Source organism: Acidithiobacillus sp. TH-A35, assembly GCF_057473505.1.
Genome location: NZ_JBYCKR010000031.1, coordinates 1 through 6,171, shown reverse-complemented (window position 1 = coordinate 6,171; position 6,171 = coordinate 1). Strand labels below are relative to the sequence as shown.

The window sequence follows — 6,171 nt, the reverse complement described above, 5'->3', positions numbered from 1 at the left end:
GGCGCCGTAATATCTTTTTCATCGTGGTCATTGTGCTGCTCTTGCTGGCGATGCTGATGCCGATGTGGCAGTTCATTCGCCCGCAAGGCATGAATGGTCCCCTGAGCGCCCTCGGCGTGAACCTGAAAATGCTTCCCGAGGGAAACGTCAGTAATTTCATGATTCAGGTAGATACCCCTGCGGGGACTGCGCTGGATGAAACCGGGCGGGTTACCGAAGCGGTGGGCAACGTGCTCAGCCAGAACCGCTATATCGAAAATTTCCAGACTTATCTGGGGCGTTCAGCACCTGTGGATTTCGCCGGGCTGGTGCGCGGTGACATGATGCGCCAAGGCAGCAATTACGCGCAGATTCAGGTCAACCTGGTGCCGCGGGATGAACGGCCCATGTCCCACACCGTTTCCGTGGAAGTCTACAAGGCGTTGCAATCGGTCCGGGCACGTTTCCCTGGTAGCGTTATCAAGATTTTTGAGGTGCCGCCGGGGCCGCCGGTGCGTGCTCAGGTGGTGGCCGAGCTCTATGGACCAAGCTATGACAAGCTGCGCCAGGTGGCGGGTATGGTCGAACAGTATTTCCGCAAAGACTATGACATGATCAATGTGGATGACTCCGTGACCGCTACAGTGCCTGAGTATCTGCTGCAGGTGGATCAGCAGAAGGCGATGCTCGCCGGTGTCGCGCCGGCGCAGGTGGCCGCGCTGGTGCATGATTATGTGGCGGGTACCAGACTGGGTGCCCTGCATGTGGAAAATGCCCGCGAACCGGTGGATATCATTCTCCGCGTTCCCCCGGCGGATCGCGCCTGGCGTCAGCAGATACTCGACTTACGGGTGCAGAACCGGGACGGGCAGCCGGTGCCTCTGGCGAGCATCGCGCAGATTGAGCGGACGACGCTGGCCAAGCCGATTTACGATCGTGATCAACATCCTGTGGTGTATGTGACCGGAGATCTCATGGGTTCCAGCCCAGTTTATGCCGTGTTGTCGCTGAATCACTGGCTGGATGGCAAGACCATTGACGGTGTGCCTCTCAGCACGGGTAATCTGGGCTTTTCGCCAGCGCAGCCCGATGATATTACCCATTACCAGATCCTCTGGGGCGGTGACATGCGCCTGACCCTCGATGTATTCCGGGATCTCGGCGCTGCTTTTATTGTCGCTCTGGTATTTATCTATCTGATGCTGGTGGCTTATTACCAGTCTTTCGTGATGCCAGTGATCGTCATGGGCGCTATTCCCATGACGTTAATCGGGGTTTTTCCTGGACACTGGCTGTTGAATACACCGTTTAATGCCACGTCCATGATCGGAGTTATCGCGCTGGCGGGTGTCGTGGTGCGCAACTCCCTGTTACTGATTGACTTCATTATCGATTACCGGCGCCAGGGTTACGCACTGGAAGAGGCGGTGTTGCAGGCCGGTGCGGTGCGTTTTCGCCCCATTTTGCTGACAGCACTCGCCATCATGTTTGGCTCTGCCATCATGGTGACCGATCCGGTCTTTGGCGGGCTGGCCGTTTCCTTGATTTTTGGCACTTTCGCCTCCACACTGCTGACACTGATCGTGATCCCACTGCTCTATTTCCTTTGGGAACGGCACTTGGAAAAACAGACACAAGGAGTTTGATTGCAGATGAATACCGAACGTTGGGTGCGGGTGGTTGCCGGCTTTTTTGTGCTGGTAAGTGTGGTATTGGGCGCTCCGGCCAGTCCTGTATTTGTGAGCGAGTGGTTTTTGGCCTTCACCCTTTTTGTGGGTTTTAACCTGCTGCAAAGCGGTTTCACCTGCTTTTGCCCGCTGGACCGCATCCTGCTGAAGCTCGGGGTGCCGGGTTCCGGGGCCTGCGGACGCTAAGCCATGGAACATAAAATTCTTTTTTTTATAGAGTCCCAATGGCCGTTGTTGCTGAGTGCAGGCGCTTTGATTGCCATGATTTTTAAGGGGCCATTGACGCGCGGGGTGGCGGGTATTCATGAAGTGGATCCGGCCGCCGCAGTGCAGTTGATCAACCACGAAGATGCCGTGATCATTGATGTGCGCGAGCAAAGCGAGTGGTCCCAAGGGCACCTACCCGGTGCCCGGCACATTCCGCTGGGTGACTTACCCAAGTATATCCAGGACCTGGAGAAGCATCGCGGCCATCATGTTATCTGTCAGTGTGCGAGTGGTATGCGTTCGGCGCGTGCCGCGGCCAGCCTGAAAAAGGCCGGTTTTGACAAGATTTATAGCCTGAAAGGTGGAATCAGCGCCTGGCGGAGTGCCGGATTGCCAGTAGAGAAGTGATTATGAAGGGGGCGGCGGTGCGGATGTACGCGACTGGCATTTGCCCTTATTGTCACAGGGCCGAAGCGCTTTTGCGCAGCAAAGGTGTCACCCCCGAGATTATTCGGGTGGACCGGGACCCCGCGCAACGCCAGATCATGCAAAAGCTCGCCCACGGGCGGCATACCGTCCCGCAGATATTTATCAACGGCCAGCATGTGGGTGGTTATGATGACATCGCGGCCCTGGATCGCCGCGGGGCCCTGGACCCCCTGCTGCAGGAAGAGGGCTGGGAGCGTGGATAGTACGGTTCAATGTAAAATCGGGGGAAGATATGACATCCTTTATATTGCTTTGTCCTGCCTGCGGCGCCGTCAATCGGGTGCCCAAAGAGCGTCTGGGGGAAAACCCCAGGTGTGGCAAATGCCACGCACTGATTTTTCCAGATCACCCGGTTAATCTCAGCAGTAGCCGTTTTTCCGAATATGTTCAGAAAAACGAATTGCCGGTGCTGGTCGATTTCTGGGCCCCTTGGTGCGGACCCTGCCGAACAATGGCGCCGCAGTTTGAGCAGGCTGGTCGGGCGATGCGGGGGCGTGTGCTCTTCGCCAAGGTGAATACTGAAGATGAACAGCAAATCGGTGGCCGCTTTCAGATTCGTTCCATTCCTACCATGGTGCTATTTAAGGCAGGAAAAGAACTGGCGCGGGTCAGCGGCGCCATGGGGGCAGCGGAACTGCAGCGCTGGCTGGCGGGCCAGGGTGTCTGAGATTACCTGGTATCTCCTTGACTTCTTCCGAATAAACTCTAAATTACCCTCATAACTCAATATTTCTAAAGAGTAGAATGGGGGCGCGGTGGTCAGGAAACCCGGTGAGAATTCCGCGAGGCGGCAGTTCCTGCGACAAGCTGCGCTGGGCAGCGCTTTGCTGTGTACCTGGAATATGGCCACCGCCGCGCGACTCCGCGCGCTACGAGTGGGTCGCTATCAACAGAATGTGCGTCTGGTATTTGATCTGGATCGGCATTTGACGGCTGCGCCGGTGATCCGCAGCGTGGGTGAAGTGCTGCATATTGAGTTGCCGGGGATAGAGCATGGGCTTAGTCGTCCCGTAGTGCCTGCGTTGGGTCCCCTGCAAGGTGGTGCGGAGATGAATGAAAGTGCCGCCGGATTGGTTCTGCGTTTGCCTTTACGGGAATCGGTGCGCTGGCGCAGCTTCTCTCTGGGTCCTGGTGGGGGTGCATCGCATCGTCTGGTGCTGGACTTGATGCCGCTCGCGACGACCGCAGTAGAATCTCCCCGCTTGCAGCCGGTTGCCGGAGCGGGGCGGCCCATTGTGGTCTGCCTGGATCCTGGTCATGGCGGCCATGATCCGGGCGCCATCGGCGCCAAAGGGACCCGCGAAAAAGATGTCGTGCTGGATGTCGGCCTGTCTCTCGCCCAACTGATCCACCGTACACCTGGAATGCGTCTGGTCATGTCCCGCAACACGGATCGCTATGTGCCGCTCATGGACCGCATGCATTTGGGCTTGGAGCAGCGTGCCGACCTCTTCGTCTCTATCCATGCTGATGCCTTCCCGGAGCGCACGGTATGTGGCTCGACGGTATGGGCGTTATCGGAGACGGGGGCGAGCAATGCGGCAGCCCGCTGGTTGGCAAAAACGCAGAACGCCGCGGATCCCCTCCTCGGAGACGTACAGTCGGGCATTCACGATCCGATGCTCAATGAGGTGCTCATCAATATGACCCAGACTGCCGCCATGAATTCGGCGGCAGCGGCAGCGGATGTCATGATTCGCGGATTAGCCGGGGTGGAGGATTTGCACAATGCCGCCGTGCAGCATGCCAATTTCGTAGTGCTGCGTGCCCCAGATGTGCCTTCAGTGCTCGTGGAGACTGCCTTTATTTCTAATCCTGAAGAAGAACAACGCCTGCGCGATCCGGATTTTCGTCAAGTACTCGCGCGCACCATGCACGATGCAGTTGTTGCCCATTTTGTGAAGGCGCCACCTGCGGATAGCGCTTGGTCGGCGACACGACATGTGCTGAGCAAGGGGGAAAATCTGGCGGGTGTGGCGCACCGTTACGGGCTGAGTGTAGAGGCCTTGCGTTTGGCCAATAATCTGCCGCGCGGGGAGGGGCAGCCCGGAGAACATCTGCGTGTGCCCATCATGGGTGTCTGACTCGGCGTGGCGACAGCTCGGGCAGTCATGTTATAACTGTTCCAGCGGGGAGTGCGAAATGGCGGAAGGGTAATGGGACAAGACTCGGTCGGTATGGTGCGGGGTCAAACCCGCGTTGAAGAATGGATCAACAGTCTGCTGCATGGTGCGGGCGCTGCCGGGGCCTTGTTGGTTTTCATCTTATGGCTGGTCGGCGCTGGTCTCCACAGTACGCGTCTTGCGGTAGCCAGTGTCAGCATCTTTGTGGTCACCATCTTGATGCTGTATGGGGCTTCGACCATCTATCACATTCTGCCATCGGGGCGACTCAAAAGCGCCTTTCAGTTGGTGGACCGCTCCGCCATCTACCTTCTTATTGCGGGCACTTACACCCCGGTGACGCTGATGGTGCTCCATGACCCGTGGGGTTGGACATTGCTGGCACTGGAGTGGGGTCTGGCCGCACTGGGCATTAGCCTGCTGGCTGTGGGCGGGACGCGCTTTCAGTCGGCCTCTCTCTGGCTGTATCTCCTCATGGGCTGGTTGGCCGTCTTCGCAGCGGTGCCACTTTATGACGCTGCGCCTGGCTGGTTTTTATGGTGGTTGGCCGCTGGTGGGCTGGCCTATACTGTTGGGGTCCTTTTTTTTGTGCTGGATCGCTGGAAATACTTTCATTCCATCTGGCACGTTTTCGTCATTGCCGGTACTGCCCTGCAATTCTGGGCGATTCTTCAATACGCTGGCTGATCGCACGCCCGCTTATCCTTGCTTTTTTGATAAAAGCGCCTATAATTTGCCCGCTCGCTCCCATCGTCTAGCGGTCTAGGACACTGGCCTCTCACGTCGGTAACAGGGGTTCGAACCCCCTTGGGAGCACCACATTTTTTCTCTGAACGTCCCCTTCTGAAGGCGCTGAAAGCCATTCCATGCCCTGAGCGTGGACGGTGCGGGTGATTCTTGCCTTGCCAAGCCCGCCGTCGGGCAAGTACCATCCCTAGCAGAAAAGGTATGCGTTAAAGCGGGAGCTGGATCATGTTTCATGGCAGTATGGTAGCTTTGGTGACGCCCATGCGGGCGGACGGTGCGGTGGATGACACGGCACTCCGCGATCTGGTGGAGTGGCATATCGCCGAAGGGACGCACGCACTGGTCGCCGTCGGTACCACGGGAGAATCCGCCACCTTGGAAATGAGGGAACATGTGGCGGTGATTCGGACCGTCGTGGAGCAGGCCAAAGGGCGCATCCCGGTGATCGCCGGAACGGGGGCCAACGCTACCCATGAGGCCATAGAACTCACTCGCGCGGCCATAAAAGTCAAAGCCGATGCAGCCTTGCTGGTTTCCCCCTATTACAATAAGCCCACTCAGGAAGGTTTGTTCCAACACTACTCGGCGGTCGCCGAGCAATGCCACTTTCCCATCATCCTCTATAATGTCCCTGGCCGTACTGCTGGGGATATTTTGCCCGAGACGGTAGCGCGTCTGGCGCCGCGTGCTGATATCGTCGGCATCAAAGAAGCGAGCGGCAAAGTCGAACGGGTTGCTGAAATTCTGGCCCTATGCGGGGATCAGATGCAGGTTTACAGCGGCGATGATGGTGCTGCCCTCGCTGCCATGGCATTGGGTGCGCATGGCGTGATCTCAGTCACCGCCAATGCGGCACCCCGGCTGATGGCGCGGATGTGTGATCTGGCGCTGGCTGGTGATTTTGTCGGCGCCCGTGCGGTCAACGCGCAACTGGTGGG

General features: G+C 57.9%; 8 protein-coding genes and 1 tRNA gene. All 9 read left to right on the top strand.

Going from position 1 to position 6,171, the window contains the following annotated elements; genetic code table 11:
* A partial coding sequence (locus tag AC2VNK_RS01505) for an efflux RND transporter permease subunit (RefSeq protein WP_486882552.1) occupies positions 1 to 1,625 on the top strand: 1,625 nt, incomplete at its 5' end.
* Between the two features lie 6 nt (positions 1,626 to 1,631).
* On the top strand, positions 1,632 to 1,853 hold the full coding sequence (locus tag AC2VNK_RS01500) for a YgaP family membrane protein (protein WP_291522978.1): 222 nt from the start codon (positions 1,632 to 1,634) through the stop codon (positions 1,851 to 1,853).
* Positions 1,854 to 1,856: 3 nt separating this feature from the next.
* Complete coding sequence (locus AC2VNK_RS01495; protein ID WP_486882551.1) at positions 1,857 to 2,282, top strand: rhodanese-like domain-containing protein; 426 nt, start codon at positions 1,857 to 1,859, stop codon at positions 2,280 to 2,282.
* A gap of 23 nt (positions 2,283 to 2,305) precedes the next feature.
* The gene (grxC, locus tag AC2VNK_RS01490; RefSeq protein ID WP_486882550.1) at positions 2,306 to 2,566 is read left to right on the top strand and encodes a glutaredoxin 3; all 261 of its coding nucleotides are present in this window, start codon (positions 2,306 to 2,308) and stop codon (positions 2,564 to 2,566) included.
* Positions 2,567 to 2,595: 29 nt separating this feature from the next.
* Positions 2,596 to 3,030 (top strand): thioredoxin TrxC, encoded by a 435-nt coding sequence (gene trxC, locus AC2VNK_RS01485; RefSeq protein ID WP_486882549.1) that lies wholly within the window; start codon positions 2,596 to 2,598, stop codon positions 3,028 to 3,030.
* 175 nt (positions 3,031 to 3,205) lie between these two features.
* Complete coding sequence (locus AC2VNK_RS01480) at positions 3,206 to 4,447, top strand: N-acetylmuramoyl-L-alanine amidase family protein (protein ID WP_486882548.1); 1,242 nt, start codon at positions 3,206 to 3,208, stop codon at positions 4,445 to 4,447.
* Between the two features lie 72 nt (positions 4,448 to 4,519).
* Positions 4,520 to 5,173 carry a PAQR family membrane homeostasis protein TrhA gene (gene trhA / locus AC2VNK_RS01475; RefSeq protein ID WP_291522967.1) on the top strand — a complete coding sequence of 218 codons (654 nt, stop codon included), beginning with the start codon at positions 4,520 to 4,522 and terminating at the stop codon, positions 5,171 to 5,173.
* A 56-nt stretch (positions 5,174 to 5,229) separates the two neighbouring features.
* Positions 5,230 to 5,305: transfer RNA gene (locus AC2VNK_RS01470), tRNA-Glu, on the top strand.
* 153 nt (positions 5,306 to 5,458) lie between these two features.
* Positions 5,459 to 6,171, top strand: a 713-nt coding sequence (dapA, locus tag AC2VNK_RS01465) for a 4-hydroxy-tetrahydrodipicolinate synthase (RefSeq protein ID WP_486882547.1), incomplete at its 3' end; no start/stop codon positions are given.

Bases quoted from the DNA above. Each gene is read 5' to 3' on its own strand.
- AC2VNK_RS01500 (WP_291522978.1), top strand. From the start codon at position 1,632: ATGAATACCGAACGTTGGGTGCGGGTGGTTGCCGGCTTTTTTGTGCTG.
- AC2VNK_RS01495 (WP_486882551.1), top strand. From the start codon at position 1,857: ATGGAACATAAAATTCTTTTTTTTATAGAGTCCCAATGGCCGTTGTTG.
- trxC (WP_486882549.1), top strand. From the start codon at position 2,596: ATGACATCCTTTATATTGCTTTGTCCTGCCTGCGGCGCCGTCAATCGG.
- AC2VNK_RS01480 (WP_486882548.1), top strand. From the start codon at position 3,206: ATGGCCACCGCCGCGCGACTCCGCGCGCTACGAGTGGGTCGCTATCAA.
- grxC (WP_486882550.1), top strand. From the start codon at position 2,306: ATGTACGCGACTGGCATTTGCCCTTATTGTCACAGGGCCGAAGCGCTT.
- trhA (WP_291522967.1), top strand. From the start codon at position 4,520: ATGGGACAAGACTCGGTCGGTATGGTGCGGGGTCAAACCCGCGTTGAA.